This window comes from Chryseobacterium populi, from assembly GCF_000282115.1.
Classification (GTDB): Bacteria; Bacteroidota; Bacteroidia; order Flavobacteriales; family Weeksellaceae; genus Chryseobacterium; species Chryseobacterium populi.
Genome location: NZ_AKJY01000049.1, coordinates 1 through 19,707, shown reverse-complemented (window position 1 = coordinate 19,707; position 19,707 = coordinate 1). Strand labels below are relative to the sequence as shown.

Genomic DNA, 19,707 nt, shown 5'->3' with positions numbered 1-19,707 from the left:
TCCATAAGAGTGACTGTTTTTATGATTTTGTAGTCAACCTTTTTCAGGACGAGACACACGTATAATAATCCCGCTTACCCGGTGGGAAATTATCCTAACTCAGGTACAAGAGGATTTAGGAATGTAATGGGAAATCAATCTGCCCAGGGAACATACAATTTTATTAATTATCAGTATCCGGGTGTCTGGTCCGGGGCTTTATTGTCAAACTATATAGGACGACCAGTTAATATTTTATTTGATGCTGCCTCAAGTGCAAACCGGATGATTGCATTCCATGACAACAATGACCCGTATTTCGGGATGAGCTGCCGCTGTGTAAAAATAAAATATGACTCAGACGGAAATGAAGAAGGCGTAATCCCAAGACTACAGGTATCAGACCTGGCTTCTGCAAAACCTGCGGATGTTTTCAGTAAAGAAGTCATCGTAGAGCGTGTAAAAGAAAATAAAATAACGTTATTTCCCAATCCTGTAAAAAATACCCTTTATATTGACGGATTGCCAGATAAAGAATATTATTACCAGATTTATAGCAGCTCAGGACAGCTGGTAAAATCCGGAAAATTTTTGAATGGGCAGACTGACGTTTCTTCTTTAGTGTCGGGAGCTTATGTAGTACGAATTAATAATTCTGAAACAATTGTTAAAATTATAAAACAGTGACAAAAACATAAATAAATTAGTTAAAGAGAGGCAGAATAGCCCTGAAATACTTTACAAATTCATATTTTTGAATGCACTAAAATGATGAATGTAAGTAAAAGGCTGTTTTGCTTCTCTTTTATTTTGGTAATTAAAATGTAAAACACAATATGAGTGCGAAGAAAATTGCAAAAATTTTTAATGTCAAGGTTTTTATTTATTTACTGATTGCCGTAACGGCTCTTTATGCGCTTGTTTTCACCCTGATCCATAACTTAAAATCTGATGGCTATATTCTTGGGGACTGGCTGATCAATTACCAGGACGGAGGCTTTAAAAGAAGAGGGTTATCCGGAAGTTTTTTCTTTTTGTTACAGGATATTACAGGAATAAAACTCAATTTTCTTGTGTATTTTTTCCAGGTGATTATTATTTCACTTTTTTTCTATTACTATTTTAAACTGATCAGGTACAAAGAGACAACCTTACTCTACCTGTCATTATTATTATCTTCAATAGGTTTTGTAGGGCTTTTCAATTGTGTGGACTATGTAGGAAAAAAAGAATTTATTGTATTCTTTCTGTTTGCCTGCTTTACCTATCTTCTGGACAATGATAAGCTTACGAAATACAAAGAATATGCTGTTTGTGCAGGCCTTTTTATAGCGATGTTTTTTCATGAGATCACGATCTTTTACACCTCTTATTTTATGATCGCCTTATATCTGAAGACAGGAAAAACCGAATTTAAAAGATATCTGAAATATGCCATTGCGGTAATGGTCCCTGCCGTTTTGATTACAGTTTTCGGGAAAGAGATCAATGAAGGGCATTCACTGGATATTTTAAAAGACAGGGGAGTTATTCTTACAAGAGGCATCTTTTTCTGGGATATAGATGAAAGAAAATATATCAGTGATCATTTTGATCAGTACAAGCTCTATTTTTTAAGCTTTGCCTTAAGTGTACTTCATTTGGGTTTTTATTTAAAATATCTAAACAACCGAAAGATAATATCTATTTTACTGATAGGAGCATTTTTACTTTCATTTCCCTTATTTTATCTGGCCATAGATTGGGGAAGATGGATGTATATTCATATGATGTTTATTATTGTGCTTTTCGCGCTGCTGCTAAAGAACGGAGGATCTGCATATGCTTCTGAACCTGTTGTTATTAATACAAAATTTTACATTACTTTATTCATTATAATCGCTTCATTAATCTACAGAGTAGAGATGTCCGGAAGCGGATTTACATTTGAAGGATTATTCTATCGGGTCTTTGTTGCCCCTGTAGAATTGTTAAATAAAATGATATAAAAAAAAGTATCTAATAAAAAAACTTTACTTTTGCAAAAATTTTAGAATGTCGAAAAATTTAGTAATCGTAGAGTCCCCGGCCAAAGCAAAAACTATTCAGAAGTATTTAGGAAAAGATTTCGAGGTGAAATCAAGTTTCGGACATATTCGTGATCTTCCTAAAAAAGGAATGGGAATCGATCTTAAGACATTCAGTCCGGATTATGAAGTTTCTGCCGACAAAAAGAAATTGGTAACAGAATTAAAATCTGCCGTAAAAAAAGCTGAAATGGTTTGGCTGGCTTCCGATGAAGACCGTGAAGGAGAAGCTATTGCATGGCACCTGGCAGATGAATTAAAACTGAAGCCGGAAAACAGAAAAAGGATTGTTTTTCACGAGATTACTAAAAATGCCATTCTGAAAGCAATTGAAAATCCGAGGGATATAGACCAGAATCTGGTTAATGCCCAACAGGCAAGAAGGGTTTTAGACAGAATCGTTGGTTTTGAAATGTCCCCGGTTCTATGGAAAAAAGTAAAACCCGGATTATCCGCAGGAAGGGTTCAGTCAGTAGCCGTAAGACTGATTGTTGAAAGAGAAAAAGAAATCCGTGACTTTACTCCGAAAGCAGATTTCAAGCTGGATGGAATTTTCTTAAACAAAAGTGAGCAGGAAATTGCTGCCAGGCTTAAAAAAGATTTTGACAAAGAAGAAGATGCTGAAAAATTCCTGGAACAGGCAAGAACTGCCGAATTCAAAGTTCTGAATGTTGAAACCAAACCTGGAACACGCTCTGCATCTGCACCTTTTACTACCTCTACCTTACAGCAGGAAGCTTCTTCAAGATTAGGATATAACGTAACCAATACGATGCGTCTGGCACAAAGGCTATACGAAGAAGGGTATATTACCTATATGAGAACCGACTCGGTAAACCTTTCCCAGGAAGCCATTGAAGGAGCAAAAAAACAGATTACATCAGAATACGGAGCGGAATATTCTGCCCCGAGAAATTATACCACCAAATCAGCTTCTGCACAGGAAGCCCACGAAGCGATCCGCCCAACGGATTTCGGTGTGAAAAGTATTGGTGATGCTCAGTTAAACAGGTTATACCAGCTAATTTACAGAAGAACATTAGCGTCTCAGATGGCTAATGCTAAAATCGAGAAGACAGTTATTGAAATCGGAAATTCAAAACTGCCCCGGCATTTTGAAGCACAGGGGGAAGTGATTATTTTTGACGGTTTCCTGAAAGCTTACGGAATCGTTAAAACTGACGATGATGACGAAGAAAACAACGAAAAACTGTTGCCAAAAGTAAGTATTGGGGAAGTTTTAACTTATAAAACAATTACAGCTACTGAAAAATTCACAAGACCAAGCGCAAGATATACCGAAGCAGGCCTGGTAAGAAAACTTGAAGAATTGGGAATCGGTAGACCGTCTACTTATGCACCGACGATTCAAACCATTCAGAACCGTGAGTATGTAGACAAAAGAGAAGTTGAGCCGCAAACCCGTGAGGTAGTGAGAATCTCTCTGGCAAAAGATAAAATTAAAAAAGTAGTTCTTGAAGAGAAATTCGGCGGGGATAAAAATAAATTCCTTCCTACTGATATCGGGGAAGTGGTGAATGATTTCCTTACCGACAACTTTAAAGAAATCCTGGATTACGGATTCACGGCAAGAGTAGAAGAAGGTTTCGATGAAATTGCAAACGGAGACCAGAAGTGGAAAGAAATGATGACGGATTTCTATTCCAAATTCCACCCGAGAATTGAAGATGTAGAAGAAAATGCAGACCGTGCAACGGGAGACAGATTATTAGGAGTTGATCCAAAAACCGGTAAAAATGTACATGCCAGAATCGGAAGATTCGGAGCTATGATTCAGATCGGGGAAACGGAAGATGAAGAAAAGCCTGTTTTCGCATCATTAATGACCGGTCAGAATATTGCCACCATTACTTTTGAAGAAGCTCTTGAACTTTTCAAATTACCTTTTGACTTAAACGAATTTGAAGGGCAGACGGTTTCCGTAGGAGTTGGTAGATTCGGGCCTTATGTAAAATGGGGCGAAACTTATATCAGCATTCCGAAAGGAGAAGATCCTCTTTCTGTAGATCAGAACCGCGCAGAGGAAATTATTAAAGAAAAGAAATTGGCAGACGCTCCGATTGCAACCTATAAAGGAGAGCCTGTAACCAAAGGAACCGGAAGATTCGGGCCATTTATCAAATACCAGAGTATCTTTGTCAATGTCCCTAAAAAATATGATTTCGAAAACCTTTCCCAAAGCGATATCAATGAGCTGATTGATGCAAAGCTGGAGAAAGAAGCCAACAGATATATCCAGCAGTGGGAAAAAGAAAAAATCTCTATTGAAAACGGAAGATGGGGCCCTTTTATCAAATTTGGAAAAGCAATGTTCAAAATTCCGAAGAAAAAAGATGAAACGAAGTATGAAGCAGAAGAATTAAAAACAGTATCTCTGGATGAGGTTAAAAAATGGATTACATCTCAGGACAAAAATGCTTTTGCAGAGAAAAAGAAGCCGGTGGCAAAGAAAAAAGCAGCTCCCGCAAAAAAGAAATAAATAGTAAAATAATAATATCAAGCCATTAACAATCTGTGTTAATGGCTTTTTTTATAACGCATAAATGATTTAATTTTAATATTTTTGGTTTTTAAGACTTGATTAGAGAATGAATTTTGAAGATTTTATAATTTCACCACGAAATTTCAAAACTGAAAGCTGGCAGATTGGAAGCAAAATAACCAAAGAAATCAAAGAAGACAGCATTGTGCTTCTTTTTGTTTCGGACTACAGAGGAGCAAACGGTGATGCGGAAGTACAGGATTTTACAGCTGTAAGAAAAGAGTTTTATAAGCTTTCCCAGCTTGATTTTGAAATTCCTGTTGTAGATCTGGGAGATCTGGTTTCCGGAAAATCAGTACAGGATTCCCATTATATTTTACAGGAAGTCCTGTCGGCCTGTCATTACAAAAGAGCAATTCCGGTAATTATCGGCGGGTCTAATGATTTTGCATTCTCGTTATTTTCAGCATTAAATTTTCATCAGAAAAATATTAATTATACCCAGATCAGTAATATCATCTCCCTTAAACAAGGTGAAGAGATCAATGAGCATACCTTTTTAAGCAAAATCTTTGGAGCAAAAAACTTTTCAATAAAAAACTATTACCATTTAGGCTATCAGAAACATTTGAATGAAGTTGATTCCATAAAGCTGATCAAAGAAGTGGAATTCGATATCATCCGTCTGGCGGAAATGATGAACTCTACGGAAAAAACAGAACCTTTTTTCAGAAAAACAGATCTGGTAACGGTAAACTGTGATGCTGTGGAAAGCTTCAGCGATCCTTTTTCAATGAATCCGCAGGTAAACGGATTAAACAGAAGAGAAATCTGTGCTTATATGAAAGAGATCGGATTAAGTGAAAATTTAAAATCAGTAGGACTTTTTAATTATAATATCTATTCTGAAAACCAGTTGAATCATCAGCTTTTAGCCCAAATGATCTGGTACCTGATCGAAGGGATCAATATCCAGCAGTCTCACCCGAAAGAAAGGCATTATGAAGTTTTTTATGTACTGATTGATGACCGGCAGTATGCTTTCAAGCGGGATACTTTCAGCAATCTGTGGTATTTCGGAGATGATGAAAACATAAACAACTGTATCCCGTGTTCAAGAAAAGACTTTGATGAAGCCAAAAAAGGCTGGCTGAATGCAAGACTGATGAAAATATAATTATTTATGACAAACGTTCCCTCAAAAGTTTCCATAATAGTTCCTGTTTATAATGTTGAAAATTATCTGGCAAAATGCCTTGACTCCTTAGTTAACCAGTCTCTCGGGCATATTGAAATTCTGGTGGTCAATGACGGAAGTAAAGACAATTCAGAACAGATTATTCGGAAATATGTCCAACAATATCCTGATAAAATTCATGCTTTTATTAAGGAGAACGGGGGATTAAGTGATGCCCGTAATTTTGGAATTGACCATGCTACCGGAGATTATATCGGCTTTGTGGATAGTGATGATTATATTACGGAAACCATGTTTGAAGAAATGCTGAATCTGGCGGTAAAATATCATGCAGAAATGGTAATCTGCAACATTCAGAAAGTCGATGAGCATGGAAATGTTACTCAAAAGCTCACCCAGATTCCCAATATGCCGGAGAAAATTGATCTTGATACTCATTTTTCGGTTTTCTCGGATCTGAGTTATTTCGCCTGCAATAAATTATTCAAGAAAGAGCTTTTTCATCAGAAAAGATTTAAAAAAGGAGCTCACTTTGAAGATATTCAACTTATCCCGCAACTTTTACTGGAATGTAAAACAATAGCACAAACCCAGAATTTCCATTATCAGTATCTTGAGCGTAAAGATTCTATTACAAAAACCCATACGGAAAAAGGATTGGATATTCTGAATGCCGTAAAAGATGTAGAATATGCTTTTGAAAAATCTCAGTACTCAGCAAAAAAAGAGGCTTTGAAAAATTTTCAAATCTTGGAAGGTGTTTATAGCTATCTTGCCTATCTTGCCTTTGTGAAAAAAGAAGAAACTTTTTATGAAATGGCTGATAGATTGAAAATTTTCAGGATGGAGAGAGGGATTAAAATTAAAGATATATTGAGCTATAGTCGTTTTGATAAAAATTATATTCTATCTTTGCCCCTGAAAAAAAAGATTTTTTATCTGTTATTTTTTGCAGGGCAAAAGAAACTGATAAGAAAGTTAATGTAAACACAAATGCAAGTACTATTGTTTCGGTACAGTAAAAAACTGTTATATCGATAGGCTTTTATAAAGAATTTTGTAATAAATTCCTTGCCGGAAACAAATGGATGCTTAATCAGAAAAAAAATGAAGAATTTTGAATTGTTCTTAAGCGAGATAGGAATTTCTATTTTTTATGTAAAAATAGGATTGGGGTTTTTATTCTCTTTTCTGATCACTTTTTTCTCCATTCCCACAATTACTAAGATCTCCAGAAGAAAAAATCTGATGGATGAGCCTGGTGTAAGAAGTTCCCATATGAGAAAGATCCCTAACCTGGGGGGAATTGCTATTTTTTATTCCATTGGGATTTGCGCTTCAATTTTTGCTTACGAACTTTTTGACCTCTATAAATTTTTATTTGCATCATTAGTCATTCTTTTATACATCGGTGTAATGGATGATATTGTAGTGATGAGGGCCTATAAAAAGCTCGTTGCCCAGATTGTGGTATCTGCTCTTATCGTTACAGGATCTGATATAAGGATAAGAAGTTTATTCGGAATATTTGGCATTTATGAATTGGAATATGTAGTAAGTATCATATTCAGTATTGTCACTTTTATTATTCTGATCAATGCTTTTAATTTAATTGATGGGATAGATGGCCTGGCCGGAGGATATTCTGTGATCTGTAGTGCCCTTTTCGGGATAAGTTATTATAGATTGGGAGCATACAATTATCCGTTGGTTGTATTATCGGTAATCATCATTGGAGCAGTGCTGGCATTTTTATACTATAATTTATCAAATTACCGGGCCAATAAGATATTCATGGGCGATACAGGCTCCATGTTGCTGGGCTTTTTACTGGCATTTACAAGCATTTGTTTCATTGATATTTTTATAGACAAGGAGCTGCCGAATGTACCAAGATACCATCTGCAGGCGGCACCTGCCATAGCGGTTGCTATATTGATTTTACCGATTGTAGATACCTTAAATGTAATTATTGTGAGGCTTTGCAATAAAAAATCCCCGTTTGATGCAGACAAAAATCATATCCATCATAAGCTTCTGAGGCTAGACCTTACACACAGAAGATCCACTTTTTATATTATTACCTATTATCTTTTTATAGTAGTTGTAGCCTATTATCTGAGACATATAAGTGTAAATGTATTATTGTTGATTATCGTAGCATTAGGCTTTATAGGTGCTTATATCCCTGATTTTGTCTATTATTTAAGAAATAATAAAAAGTAACAATTAAATTTTTATTTTTACAAACAATATTGAAAATTATGATGAAGAATTTTAAATATTTATTACTGATACTACCCTTTTTTATTACATCTTGTGTATCCAAGAAAGAAGTGCGCTATATGCAGCCTAATGAGAGTCTTGTTATAAATGAGGAGGGTCTTGTTCCCTATAATATTCCAGTTTACAGGATTACTAAAAATGATATATTAAACCTTAATATTGTCACGACCCCCAAAGGAGATGCCGCTCAGTTTTATTCTTCACTGAATACCTCCGGAAGCACAGAAGCTCCGGGGACGAATAATGTGGCCACTACAAGCCGTACGGCCGTAAGTGGTAGTGGTACCAATAGTGGAGGGAATACCAATTTTTATTTTAACGGATTGAAAGTGGATACTAATGGGGATGTTAATGTTTTTGGAATTGGATATATTAAAGCAGAAGGAAGAACAATTGAAGAAATTACCAAGGAAATCCAGGAAAAAGTAAATGAAAATTTTCAGGACGGAAAATCGCAGGTAAGATTAAATACGGATGGAATCACTTATTATATCCTGGGAGACGTTGAAACTACCGGACTTACAGGTGAGAAAGTTGTACATAAAAATACACTTACCATTACTGAAGCTTTAGCCATAAACGGAGGTTTAAACAGAACCATTGATAGAAAGAATATTGTTATTCACAGGAAATTACCGGAAGGAATCAAAATAGCAAAAATTGATCTTACACGTGAAGATGTGATGAATTCACCTTATTACTACGTACAGAACGGGGATGAAATTTATCTTAATACAAGAGCAAAAAACCTGAACGGATTCGGAAAAGACCCGGTACAGGCTATAACAACGGGAGTTTCATTACTTACTACAGCTTTGTCTCTTTATTTAATTCTAACAAGACTTTAATATCATGATTCCAGGAAAAGAAACTACTGTTGAGAAGAATGATTCTCAAAAAGAAAAATACGGCTCTTTTGCGCTATTTGATGTCGAGCATTTCCTCAGAAAAATATTAAAAAACTGGTATTGGTTTGTCCTTATGCTGTGTATCGGATATGCCATTTCTTGGGTATATGGTAAATATTACGCACAGAATATCTATGGATCAAACCTGTCTTTAAGTGTCTCCAATAATACAGCAAGCTACTTTACTCCCAACCAGTCTATTAATTTTATCTGGGGGCAGGGAGGAAACCAGGATGGAATTTATTTAAAAAAAATGCTTTTATCCCGGTCTCACAATGAGTTTCTGGTAAAAGAATTAGGTCTTTATATAGGTTATTCTACCAAAGGATCAATAAAATCTACCTATTTGGATAAAGATGATTCACCTGTTTTTTTACAAATAGATAAAAAGCATTTACAGCAGATCAATTATCCCATTACCCTGATGCCTAAAAGTGGGGATACTTATGAAGTGGTTTTGCCGGAAGAAGGTGAATCAACTAATTTATATAACTACGAAGTTGAAGGTTTTCAGAATATTCAGAGATACGCAAGGCCTTCGAATAAAATGATAAAAGTAGGTGAATGGTATACCGCTCCCAATTTAAGATTCAGACTGCTTAAAAATCCGGTAACTCCCAATATAAAGCTTGATAATATTATTGTTAATCTGAATTCTGTAAACCAATCCGTTAATGATATTATTTCCACGATTGGAGTAGAGTTTGATAAAGAGATTAACAGTATTATGATTATCAGTAAAACAGGATTTAACCTGAATGGTACTGTAAGTTTCTTAAACAGATCCGTAAGTCAGTTACAGAAAAAAAGACTGGCAGACAGAATGACGGTTGATAAAAATACAGACCTGTATCTTCAGGATAATCTCAACGGAATAAGAAAGAAACTTGACTCCAGTGCCAGTGTTCTCAACTATATGAAAACCTCTGAGAAGCTATATGATATCAAAGACAGAGACGAAAAATCATTGACGAAAATCAAAGAGCTTGAAGGTAAAAAAGCAGATATTGAAAGTAAAATGAACTCATTGAATGAGATCAGGAATTCTCTTGAAACACAGAACTTTGATAAAATGATTGGGACTAATGCTGCTGGTTTTGAAGATGGAATGTTTACTGCCTCTGTGAGTGAGCTTAAAGCTTTATATACCAAAAGGAGAGAAATGGCTTCAATCTATACGCCAAATTCTGAGCCGATGAAAGAGATCAACAGATTGATCAGTGAGGCAAAGCTGGGCTCTTCCAACTCTTTAAGAAATTACTATACCAGATATTATACTGAAATTAATAAAATCAATCAGCAGGTTGCCGAAGCCACCGGAGATTTAGCTTCCTATCCTGAAAAAGAAAGAAGATACCTGGATGCAGAGAGAGGATACAATATGATTGAAGCTACTTACAACAGCTTACTTGGAAGACAGAACGAAACCAAGATGAGAATGGCTACCAACCAGTCTGACATCTCTGTGATTGACCCCGCGAAAAATGTAGGGCAGTCACCTATCGGACCCAATGTAAAAGGTACTAAGCTGATGATTATCGGAGGGCTGCTGTTGTTGCCGCTGTTATTTATCCTGGTTGGTGAATTGCTGGATAGCAAAATAAGAAATATTAAAGAATTATTGGTTGCCACTAAAATTCCATTATTGGGCGTAATTGGTAAAAACAATAATGACAATATGCTTACAGTTTTAGAACAGCCAAAATCTTCCGTTTCAGAAGCATTTAGAGGAGTCAGGGCAAATGTAAGGTTCTTATCCGGGGAAAATGAAAAAAGCAAAGTGATATTGGTTACTTCATCGATCGGGGGTGAAGGGAAAACATATGTTTCAATTAACCTGGCTTCGGTGCTGGGATTAAGTGATAAGAAAACCATATTATTAGGAATGGATTTAAGAAAGCCAAAGATTTTCGGTGATTTTAAAATCGATAATAAATACGGAATATCCAACTATCTGACAGGAGAGGTTTCTATAGACCAGATTATTAATAAGACCAGAATCCCTAATCTTGATGTTGCCACTTCAGGGCCTATCCCTCCGAATCCATCAGAGTTATTGATGAGTGAGAAAAATATTAAATTCATTGAAGAGCTTAAAAATATTTATGATTTTATTATTATAGATTCGCCGCCGGTAGGGCTTGTAGCAGATTCCTATGAATTAATGAAGTATTCCGACGCCAACCTCTATGTGGTACGCCATGAATATACAGAGAAATACATGCTGAAAATGATTGCAGAGAAGTATCATAATAATGAAATTAACCGCTTAGGATTGGTGTATAATGACTATACAGTGAAGCAGGGTTACGGTTATGGATATGGTTACGGCTATGGTTACGGTTACGGTTATGGTTATTTTGATGAAGATAAAAACTATAAGGAGCCATTATTTATTAAAATAAGAAATAAAATACAATCAGTATTCGATAGAAAATAATATTTGGAAACCCTCATCTAATGGGGGTTTACTGTATATCTTCTATTTTGAATCTATTAAAAAAAGAATATTTTCGGCAGTTTGCCGTTTACTTTATAACAAATTATGTTTTTTTGTTTATTTTTAACGAAACATTAAGATTATCATTAATACAAAAATGTTTTATATTTGCAAAAATTAAATTTTAAAATAACCATAAATCCGTATTCTTTTATGAATAAAAAATTATTGTTTAGCTTCCTTGCCGTCCTAGGAACAATGGTGAGTGTTAAAGCACAAAGAAACGAATTAGGAGTTCGTCTAGGTATGAGTAACCTAGTGGGTGATATTGGAAGAACGAATTATATTTTACAAAAGCCGTTGGATTTAGACAGAGCTTCAGAATGGGGAGTGCCGTTTTATGGAGGTTTATTATATAGATTTAATTTTAATCCTTATCAAACCGTTAGATTGGATATTGGATATAACCAGGTTCAGTTTAATGATAAAGCTGCTAAAGAAGATTACAGAAGAAACAGAAACTCATACGGGAAAAATAATATTTATGAAGCGAGTTTAATGTTTGAGTACAATTTCTTTCCGGTAAACAATGAGCAGGTAAGTATGGTGAGCCCTTATATATTTGGAGGTATCGGAGCTTTAATGTTCGATGCACCTAAAGCTACTTTAGTCAATGATTTCAAAAGAGATCAGGATGGTGTGGCAAAGGCTCCAACCAATGAATTGGATTTTACCACAAGAGCAGAATATTCGCTTGGAACTAAAACAACCATGCAGATTCCTTTCGGTTTGGGCTTAAAATATAAATTCAACCACAGCTGGGCAATATTTGCGGAAGCAACATTTAGATATACATTAACAGATCAGCTTGATCATAGTAAAATCCTTACTAAAGATGTGAAATCTTCTTATAACGGTGATATCCTAGACCCGTCAACAGGAGGTTCTCTATTACAGTCAGGAGCTTATTATATCGTTTCAAAAGAAAGAGAAGCTGCATTTATTAGTGAAAGAAATATAGGAGATACAAAATCCAAAGATTGGTTAAATACCTTTAGTTTAGGGCTTACCTATTCTTTCGGAAGACCTCCGTGTTATTGTGAATAATATGTCGTTGATAAAAGATAAAATAAATTCTGAGAATTTACCAAAGCATGTTGCCATTATTATGGATGGTAACGGAAGATGGGCAAAATCCCGTGGCGAAAAAAGAACCTTTGGTCACAGGAATGCCATAGATGCAGTAAGAAATGCCATAAATGCATGTAATGAGATTGATATTCCTTACCTGACACTTTACACATTTTCTTCTGAAAACTGGAACCGGCCTACGGATGAAGTAGATACCTTAATGAATCTACTCACAGAAACATTATTGCTGGAAGCCGATGAAATCTTCAGTAAAGGCTTAAGAATGCATGTCATTGGTAACTTAGATAAATTACCGCCACTGGTAAAAGAACAATTGCTTCGTGTGGTGGAATTAACAAAAGAAAACACAAAAGGAAACTTAATATTAGCTATCAGCTATGGCTCTCAGAATGAAATACTGAATGCTGTGAAAAATATAAGTTCTGATGTAAAAGAAGGAAAGGTAAATGTAGAGAATATAGATGAAAAATTATTCGAAAGTTATCTTTATACAAAAGATTTCCCTCCTGTAGATTTGCTTATAAGAACCAGCGGTGAAATAAGAATAAGCAATTTTCTCCTTTGGCAGATCGCCTACGCAGAACTGCAGTTTTTAAATGTTCTTTGGCCGGATTTCACAAAAGATATTTTCTTTCAATGTATTGTAGATTATCAAAACAAAGAAAGAAGATACGGCCTTACAGGTGAACAAATAAAAATTCAGTAAAATTTAAGAAAAGAAAGACTACGATAAAATGAAGTTTAGACTATTACCCATCATTATGTTTGTTGCTTCTGCACATTTTTATGGACAGGTAACTCCACAGGACAGCACAAAAGTAACCAGTCCCGTACATGCAGAAAACCAAACAGGATCCTACATACTAAAAGATATAGTTGTAGATGGGGTTAAAAAATATACACCTGCTCAAATCTTAAGATTTACAGGATTATCTAAAGGAGAAAGTGTTGACATTCCTGGGCAGAAAGTGAGCAATGCCATTAAAAAGCTTTGGGATACACAATCATTCTCTGAAGTGGAGGTTTATGTTCAAAGTATTGAAGGAGAAACGGTAGTTTTGAAATTTTACTTACAGGATCTTAAAGAACTGGGAGAAGTTAAGTTTTCCGGAAAAGGAATCGGAAAATCAAAAAGCGAAAAGCTGGCAAAAGATAACAACCTGAAGCCCGGAACCAAAATTACCCAGAACCTGGTTTCAAGTCTTAAAACCAATATTCCTAAAGACTATATCAAAAAAGGATTTGCAGATGCTAAAATCTCAATTCAGGATAAAGTAAATGCCAATGACCCTGCTCTGGTTGACTGGACGATCAATGTTGATAAAGGAAAGAAGATTAAAATCGATCACATCGAATTTGAAGGAAATGAAAGTGTGACTGATGCTAAACTTAGAAAAAAAGCATTCAAAGAAACCAAACAAAAAAGATTTGGAATCGGCGGTATTTTAAAATCTTCAAAATTTATTGAAGAAAAATATCAGGAAGATAAGCAAGGTTTAATAAGCTACTATAACTCTTTGGGATACAGAGACGCTGCAATCGTTTCTGATTCTGTATGGAGAAATAAAAGAAATAATTACGAGATTAACGTAAAGCTTAAGGAAGGTAAAAAATACTATATCGGAGACATTACTTTCACCGGAAATACAGTTTATGCTACAGAATATCTGCAGAGGCTTCTCGGATACAAGAAAGGAGATATCTATGATGCAGTAGGATTCAACAAAAAAGTGGGCGAAGACGGTGGTAAAGAAGATGATTCCGATATCAAATCCGTTTACATGAACAATGGTTACCTTTTCTCTAACGTTACACCAGTAGAAAAATCAGTTTCCGGAGACTCTATCAATCTGGAAATCAGAATTAACGAAGGTGAGCAGGCTACCTGGAACAGAGTGACATGGCAGGGAAATACAACTACCCATGACCACGTTATCCTTAGAGCCTTAAGAACAAAACCGGGAGAATTATTTAAAAAGACCGAAATCAAAAGAACCTATTTTGATTTAGCAGGGATGTCTTTCTTTGATCCTCAGCAGATCGGGCAGGATATTCAGCCTAATCAGCAGGATAATACAGTAGATATCAACTGGAAATTAGTAGAAAAAGGGTCTTCTCAGGTACAGTTACAGGCAGGCTATGGTGGAAACAGCTTTATCGGAACATTAGGATTGACGTTCAATAACTTCTCATTAAAGAATTTCCTTAGATTCAAAGATTTCAGACCGGTACCACAGGGAGACGGACAAACATTGTCTATTCAGGCTCAGGCGGGACAATATTTCCAGAACTATGGAATATCATTCACAGAACCTTGGTTATTTGGAACTAAGCCGACAGCGCTTTCTGTAAGTTTGAATAACTCAAGAGTGAAGTATTCTGACGTTAATGGAAGTTCCCAGAAATTAAATATTTTCTCTGCTTCTGTAGGATTAAACAGACAATTGAAATGGCCAGATGATTATTTCTCATTATATACGGGAATTCAGTATCAGAAATACGACTTTAAAAACTATCCGTTTGATTTCGGAGGTACTACAGAATATTACGGAACAGCAAACAACTTAAGTCTTAATATAGGGTTGAGCAGAAACTCTGCAGGAATCGACCCGATATTCCCTACAATGGGATCCAATATTGAGCTTTCCGCAAAACTGACTCCTCCATACTCTTTGTTCAGTAACAAAGATTACGCTACAATGAGCCCTACAGATAAATATAAGTGGATGGAATTTTATAAAATTAAATTCAAAGCTGATGTTTATAACGAGATCGTAGGAAAATTAGTATTGAGATCTTCCGCTGAAATGGGATTCATGGATGGATATAACAAACAGCTGGGAGCTCCGCCTTTTGAAAGATTCTATGTAGGAGGTACCGGACTTTTCGGTGGTAGATATGATGGTAGAGAGCTTATCCCGTTAAGAGGATATGAAAATGCTTCTACTTACGGTGGGGAATCTGAAGATATTACCCAAAAAGGTGGGGGAACAATCTACAATAGGTTTACCCTTGAATTGAGATACCCGATTTCATTAAACCAAACAGCTAAAATCTATGCATTAACTTTTGCTGAAGGTGGAAATGTCTGGAATTCATGGGGCAGCTATAACCCGTTCCAGCTAAAAAGATCAGTAGGTATTGGAGTAAGAGTATACATGGGGGCATTTGGGTTAATTGGATTTGACTTTGCCTACGGATTTGATAAAACAGTATTTGGAACTGAACCTTCAGGCTGGAAAACACACTTCTTAATGAACCAATCATTATAATTCATAATATGAAGAATTTTAAAATAGTTTTCACTTTTGTATTATTTTTGCTTTTCAGCTTTAGCAACGCCCAGAAAATTGGAGTTGTAGATACAGAGTATATTTTAAATAAACTCCCGCAATATAAAGAAGCTGAAGCAAGATTAAATGCACAGATTGATACATGGCAGTCAGAGCTTCAGAACTTACAGGCTGAATATGAAAAGAAAAGATCGGCTTTTGAAAATGAAAGAGTCCTATTGGTAGGAGATCAGTTAAAGCTGAGAGAAAAAGAAGTAATGGATTTAGATAAAAACATCAAAACCACTACAAGCTTACGATTTGGTGCTAATGGAGAGATTACTAAATTAAGATCGAATTTGGTAGAGCCTTTTCAGGATGAAATATACAGTGCTATCAGGGCTGTAGTAGATAAAAATGGTTTGGGCATAGTTCTTGATAAAAACAAAGACAATGTTATTTCCCATCTGCCAAGATATGATTATACCGACAAGGTATTGGATATTCTTTTAAAAGGATCAGATAAAAAAGAAAAAACTAATAGCAAAGGTAAAAAGTAATCACTGGAATTAACTTTTACCGAATTTAAAAATCTAAAAACAAAACAAATTAAATTATTTATTTACCAATTATGAAAAAATTAAGTGTATTATTTGCAGCGGTAATGATGGTTGTATCTGTAGGTATGGCAAAAGCTCAAAAAATTGCTACTTTAGATGTTATGGGTGTTCTTAACGGAATGCCTGAGAAGAAAAAAGCAGATGCTGATTTAAAAACTTTCTTAGATGCTAAGCAGGCAGAAATTAAAAAGAAAGCAGATGCTGGACAAGCTAAACTAAAGCAATATACAGAAGAAGCTCCGAAAAAAACGGCTGATGAAAACAAAGCTAGAGAAGCTGAATTAGCGACTTTACAACAAGAGATTCAACAAATGAATGACAAAGCTCAGAAAGATTTTGTTGCTAAACAAGATGCTGCTTACGAACCAATCGAGAAGAAATTAAACGATGTTGTAAGCAAAGTAGCTAAAGCAAACGGTTATGATTATATTATGGATGCTAATTCTTCTGCATTTGTTTTCAAAGCAGGACCAGACGCTACACCGGCTGTTAAAAAAGAATTAGGAATTCAATAATTCAGGAAATTAACAAACATTTATAAAATAACCATCTCTTTTAGAGGTGGTTTTTTTATTTTTGCCAGATGGAAAAAGAAGTATCAACGACAGTAAAAGTCAGATTCAGTGATTGTGATCCGATAGGGCATTTAAATAATGTAAAATATCTGGACTATATGTTCAATGCCAGAGAAGATCATGTGGAAACATTCTACGGCTTTACCTATGAAGAATATACTAAAAAAACTGGCTGTACCTGGATTGCCATACAAAACGAAATAGCCTATCTGAAAGAAGTAAGATACAACACCCAGGTAGTGATCAGCAGTAAAACCATCGAGATACAGGACCGTACGGCTAAAGTTGAAATATTAATGAAGAGCCTTGACGAGCAGACGGTTCATGCAGTATTATGGGTTACGGTAATTTATTTCAATATTAAAACAAGAAGATCGGAAGTTCACCCTGAAGATATAAAAGAAACATTCCATAAATTTTTCGTTGATCTGGAGCAAAAAGATTTTCAGTCAAGAGTAAAGATTTTAAGATCTCAAAACGCTAGAAATTCATAATGAAAAAGCCGGGATATACATTTGTTTTAGCATTATGAATATCCTTGAGCGTAACTTCATCAAATAATATTAATATAAAAAAGTAACAGATGAAAAAAATAGTTGTCATAGGAAGCAACGGTCAGTTGGGGAATTGTATAAGAAAGATTGCTCCGGATTTTGAACTTGATTATGAATTTATTTTCACAGACTCACAAACCTTAGATATTACAAACGAAGATCAGGTAAATACTTTCTTTACCAATGAGAAACCTGATTTTTGTATCAATGCATCTGCCTACACAGCAGTAGACCTTGCTGAGAAAGAAAAAGATAAGGCATTTGCCGTCAATGCTGATGGTGTTGGCTATTTGGCCCGGAAATGTGCAGATTTTAAAACAATTTTTATTCATATATCCACTGATTACGTTTTTGACGGTGAAACCAATCTATGTTATTCCGAAGATGATTTTACCAATCCGATCGGAGTGTATGGAGAATCAAAACTGAAAGGAGAGGATTTGGCGTTAGAAGCGAACGCCAAAACAATTATTCTGAGAACTTCCTGGCTGTATTCAGAGTTTAATAAAAACTTTGTGAAAACAATGTTGAATCTATTCTCGCAAAAAGATGAGCTGGGAATTGTTTCAGACCAGTTTGGGCAGCCAACTAATGCCAACGACCTTGCAGAAGCTATTATGAATATTGTTGAAAACCCTGAAAAGACCTTTGGAATCTTCCATTTCTCAAACTATCCGGAAACGACATGGTTTGAGTTTGCAAAGAAAATTGCTGAATTGTCAGGATCGTCGGTAAAATTAAACCCATTAACAACAGAGCAATACCCCACCCCGGCAAAAAGGCCGAAAAGAAGCACAATGTGTATGGATAAAATAGAAGAAGCATATAATATAGAACCGAAATACTGGGAAAACAGCCTGGAAGAATGTATAAAAATCCTTTCATAATAAATACACCATAGACAATGAAAAACATAGGAATTGCCGTATTTATCCTTTTAGTTCAGCTATTCAATGCACAAAACGTGTATTTGACCAAAGTTGAAAAAACGAATGACAATACAGACACGTTTTTGTATGCCATTAATGAAGAGATAAAAGAAGCACAATATTTAGGTGAAGTAGAAGTACAGGGATTTTCGAAAGACGATGCCGGAATTTTTTCTTTGGTTTATAAAAAAGCAAAAGAAATAGGGGCGAATACATTTTCATTACAGCCCTTTGAAAATATTGATGGATCTCGCCAGGCTTTTAATCCTTCAAATTATAAATTAAGCTTATACTATTTACCAAAAGAAAAACTGGTTTCACAAACCGGGCATCTGTATTTATTTGCATCATCAGATAAAGAACAGAAAATAAGCATCAACAAAAAAAACTATCTGCTATCTCCAAGATCTTTTTTAATCATAAATAGTGTACCCGGAGAATTGTATACCATTTCTACAAAAAAACTTTTAGGTTCAACTATTAAAATTCAGCCAAAGGCCAATGAGACTAACCAGTATTTTCAGGTATCTTCATTAAAAGTAAAATCAGATACCTCCGGAGTTGGGGGGTTAAACTTAAAATCCGGAGATATTGTCGGGCTTGAAAAGTCTTTTGCAGAATTTTTAACTTTAATTTACTCTAAAACTAATCAATAATAATCAGGTCATCAGATTGCATGCTTCCTCTTCTCAACTCTCCTGATAATATTAATTTCTGATCCATTACCTTTATCAGCACCATCTATTACCTTCATCTGGTTCCTTCCGTCCTCTCCTTTCTACTAAAAAAACAAACATTAGTTTAAAATTAATGTTCCACACAGTCAGTAACTTATCCTTAAATATTAATTTAAAATAAATTTTATGTTAAATAAATTTGGAATTGATGGTAAATAAGGTGTACTTTTGCCGCACTGAAAAACGAGAGTATGTCAGTAGCGCAGGAGGGCTTTTGGATAAGCATAATTAATGAATAACTTTAAAGAAGGATACGAAAAAACTTTCATATTTTTTAGCAATAAAAAATTGTGGAGGAAAAAAAGATTTGTATCTTTGCAGTCCCAATAATGGGAGCGCAGGAGTAGGTTTAGATTGAATACAGAGAAGGGTTAAGGTTAGAGAAAAAAACCTTTAAAATTTTCTTCAGAAAGATTTGGTCAATTCAGAAACATTAATTACTTTTGCACTCGCAAATCAGGAACAAAAAACGACAGAGAAAAAAGTTT

At 35.2% G+C, this 19,707-nt stretch carries 16 protein-coding genes; all 16 read left to right on the top strand.

Annotated elements, in window-relative coordinates; genetic code table 11:
* Positions 1-81: 81 nt before the first annotated feature.
* Entirely contained in the window at positions 82-666 is a 585-nt protein-coding gene (locus PMI13_RS12815; RefSeq protein WP_007844351.1) for a T9SS type A sorting domain-containing protein, read from the top strand.
* Between the two features lie 149 nt (positions 667-815).
* Positions 816-1,967 (top strand): hypothetical protein, encoded by a 1,152-nt coding sequence (locus PMI13_RS12810; RefSeq protein WP_007844348.1) that lies wholly within the window; start codon positions 816-818, stop codon positions 1,965-1,967.
* A 46-nt stretch (positions 1,968-2,013) separates the two neighbouring features.
* On the top strand, positions 2,014-4,545 hold the full coding sequence (topA, locus tag PMI13_RS12805) for a type I DNA topoisomerase (protein WP_007844344.1): 2,532 nt from the start codon (positions 2,014-2,016) through the stop codon (positions 4,543-4,545).
* A 109-nt stretch (positions 4,546-4,654) separates the two neighbouring features.
* Positions 4,655-5,725: a formimidoylglutamase gene (locus PMI13_RS12800; protein WP_007844330.1), complete on the top strand. Its 1,071-nt coding sequence runs from the start codon at positions 4,655-4,657 to the stop codon at positions 5,723-5,725.
* Between the two features lie 6 nt (positions 5,726-5,731).
* Positions 5,732-6,733 (top strand): glycosyltransferase family 2 protein, encoded by a 1,002-nt coding sequence (locus PMI13_RS12795; protein ID WP_007844321.1) that lies wholly within the window; start codon positions 5,732-5,734, stop codon positions 6,731-6,733.
* A 120-nt stretch (positions 6,734-6,853) separates the two neighbouring features.
* Positions 6,854-7,972 carry a glycosyltransferase family 4 protein gene (locus PMI13_RS12790; RefSeq protein ID WP_007844318.1) on the top strand — a complete coding sequence of 373 codons (1,119 nt, stop codon included), beginning with the start codon at positions 6,854-6,856 and terminating at the stop codon, positions 7,970-7,972.
* A gap of 38 nt (positions 7,973-8,010) precedes the next feature.
* Complete coding sequence (locus PMI13_RS12785) at positions 8,011-8,880, top strand: polysaccharide biosynthesis/export family protein (RefSeq protein ID WP_034670707.1); 870 nt, start codon at positions 8,011-8,013, stop codon at positions 8,878-8,880.
* 4 nt (positions 8,881-8,884) lie between these two features.
* Entirely contained in the window at positions 8,885-11,380 is a 2,496-nt protein-coding gene (locus PMI13_RS12780) for an exopolysaccharide transport family protein (RefSeq protein ID WP_007844313.1), read from the top strand.
* A 213-nt stretch (positions 11,381-11,593) separates the two neighbouring features.
* Positions 11,594-12,487: a type IX secretion system protein PorG gene (porG, locus tag PMI13_RS12775; RefSeq protein WP_007844312.1), complete on the top strand. Its 894-nt coding sequence runs from the start codon at positions 11,594-11,596 to the stop codon at positions 12,485-12,487.
* Position 12,488: 1 nt separating this feature from the next.
* Positions 12,489-13,238 carry an isoprenyl transferase gene (locus tag PMI13_RS12770; protein WP_034670710.1) on the top strand — a complete coding sequence of 250 codons (750 nt, stop codon included), beginning with the start codon at positions 12,489-12,491 and terminating at the stop codon, positions 13,236-13,238.
* 28 nt (positions 13,239-13,266) lie between these two features.
* Positions 13,267-15,804 carry an outer membrane protein assembly factor BamA gene (gene bamA / locus PMI13_RS12765; RefSeq protein ID WP_007844310.1) on the top strand — a complete coding sequence of 846 codons (2,538 nt, stop codon included), beginning with the start codon at positions 13,267-13,269 and terminating at the stop codon, positions 15,802-15,804.
* Between the two features lie 8 nt (positions 15,805-15,812).
* Positions 15,813-16,364: an OmpH family outer membrane protein gene (locus tag PMI13_RS12760; RefSeq protein ID WP_007844309.1), complete on the top strand. Its 552-nt coding sequence runs from the start codon at positions 15,813-15,815 to the stop codon at positions 16,362-16,364.
* Positions 16,365-16,435: 71 nt separating this feature from the next.
* Complete coding sequence (locus tag PMI13_RS12755; RefSeq protein ID WP_007844308.1) at positions 16,436-16,939, top strand: OmpH family outer membrane protein; 504 nt, start codon at positions 16,436-16,438, stop codon at positions 16,937-16,939.
* A gap of 68 nt (positions 16,940-17,007) precedes the next feature.
* On the top strand, positions 17,008-17,493 hold the full coding sequence (locus PMI13_RS12750) for an acyl-CoA thioesterase (protein ID WP_007844298.1): 486 nt from the start codon (positions 17,008-17,010) through the stop codon (positions 17,491-17,493).
* An 89-nt stretch (positions 17,494-17,582) separates the two neighbouring features.
* Positions 17,583-18,440: a dTDP-4-dehydrorhamnose reductase gene (gene rfbD, locus PMI13_RS12745; RefSeq protein ID WP_007844297.1), complete on the top strand. Its 858-nt coding sequence runs from the start codon at positions 17,583-17,585 to the stop codon at positions 18,438-18,440.
* 17 nt (positions 18,441-18,457) lie between these two features.
* Entirely contained in the window at positions 18,458-19,138 is a 681-nt protein-coding gene (locus PMI13_RS12740; protein WP_007844295.1) for a hypothetical protein, read from the top strand.
* The last annotated feature ends 569 nt before the right edge of the window (positions 19,139-19,707 follow it).